At 67.0% G+C, this 1,750-nt stretch carries 2 protein-coding genes; one reads left to right on the top strand and one right to left on the bottom strand.

From position 1 onward, the window contains the following. The coding region (locus VF697_RS35195) for a hypothetical protein (RefSeq protein ID WP_331101976.1) at window positions 1-691 on the bottom strand (691 nt) is incomplete at its 3' end. 393 nt (window positions 692-1,084) lie between these two features. On the opposite strand from VF697_RS35195, the gene VF697_RS35200 reads away from it, so the two are divergent. Next, complete coding sequence (locus VF697_RS35200; protein ID WP_331101978.1) at window positions 1,085-1,621, top strand: hypothetical protein; 537 nt, start codon at window positions 1,085-1,087, stop codon at window positions 1,619-1,621. The last annotated feature ends 129 nt before the right edge of the window (window positions 1,622-1,750 follow it).

The following is a 1,750-nucleotide window of genomic DNA, read 5'->3' on the forward strand; positions in this document are numbered from 1 at the left end:
TGAGGGGGATGGGCTGGCCGCTGGCATCCTTGGCGCCGGACAGGGTGACGGGCTGGAGCTTGCGGTTCGGCGGCCAGAAGGACTGCACGTCGGCGGTGACCCCCGAGCACGAGGGGGCTGCGCAGGCATTCATCGCGCGCACGCCGTCGATGTCGTAGCCATCCGTATCGGCCGGGAAGAGTGCGGCATTGCTCGTGTCGACCAGCTTCACATAGCGAGCGACGCGCATGTCCGACGGAAGCGAGAGCTGCCCGTCCTTGGAGACGCTTCCCGCCTTGACGAAGGCCGCTCCGTCGTTGCTGACGTAGACGTCTGCGGTCTCCGCGGGGTATGGCTCGTTCGTCGCCTCGCGGATGTCCAAGTCGTTGCCCGTCCCGTTGCAGATCGCATTCTCGAAGCGCAGCACGATCTGGCCGCCCATGCCGAGGCTGAAGAACGTCTTGGAGGCGTTCGTCTCCTCGGACGGCCCGAGCGCAAAGCGCGGATCTTTGCGGTCATCCGAGATGGGCGCGCCACTCTTGGCCCGGCTTATCTGGCTAGAGACCACCTGATCGGCCCAGGGGCCTTTTCCATCGGGCTCCGCAGCGAGCGCCGTGTCGACCAGCGCCAGGCAGAGTGGCACAGCGACGAAGGGCGTACGCGCGGCCCTGAAGGCGGCGCTGAGGCGCGAGGTCATCGGGTTGCGGGACATGTTCTTTCGACTCCTGAGAGGTTGGGTGCTTCGCGCCACTTGTACAAAACGCGTGCCACGGTCGCCCCCCCGTCGCCCAAAGGAGGCGCTCGCGGGCGACGCAGTTCGAAGGCCGCTCCTGGCGTATCGAGGGTCTCGTACTCGGCGCCGAACGAGACGTTCGACTTCGCGTCCTGGCGCGTCCACGTCGAGGAAGCCGGCGCATCCCACGTCCGGCGCCCTTCTCCTGACGCGTCAGTGACGTGTCTGTGACGTGTCAGCCAGCGGGCCCCAGCCGTTTCCTCCTCCGCCTCCCTGCTCCAGCCCGCCTCCGGGCAACAGGGCCCCCATTGCGCCTGGAGCTTGTCGTGGTCCGGCCCTCGAACATGGGCCTCCAGGCGCGCGGCATCTGCCGTGACACGCTACCTGCATCGTCCCGACTCCGCCCAGGGCGTCACCACGTCGGCCACCGGCATCGGCAACGAGTGGACGACCGAGGTCGCGGTGGACAAGCTCATGCTCAAGTCGTGGAAGGGTGACTACCTGCACCGTCCCAACACCGTCCAGGGCCTCACCACGGAGGGCAACGGCGCCACCAGCATCGGCAATACGTGGACCCTCGAGCCGGTGACGGCAGCGGCCCCCACGGCGTCCGCCGCGCTCGAGGGCTACGAGATCATCACCTCGGATGCGTCCTTCACGAATGTCGCCCCGTTCGCCAAGACGCTCAACTGCCCGGCGGGGAAGAAGGCGCTGTCGGGCGACTGGTACAACACCACCACGAGCCTGCTCGGCCAGCCGCAGAATCCCGCCACGCTCCCGCAGGACTTCTTGAAGGTGTATACGTCCTACATCCTGCCCAATGGCAGTGGCTGGTACGCCTACGCGAGTTTCCTGTCCAGCGCGCAGTCCCAGGTCCGCTTCTACGCGGTCTGCGCCACCGCGAAGTGAGGCTGCGCACCGCCGGAAGCCTCTGGCGGCGGGTTCGCTTTCCGCCGCCTTGAGGCGCAGGGGGAGTGGATGAGTGAACCGCTGACAGCGTAGACTGAAGAGGAACCTTTCTTTTTGCGAGCGTCCTCC

This window comes from Archangium sp., assembly GCF_036388035.1.
Taxonomy (GTDB): domain Bacteria; phylum Myxococcota; class Myxococcia; order Myxococcales; family Myxococcaceae; genus Archangium.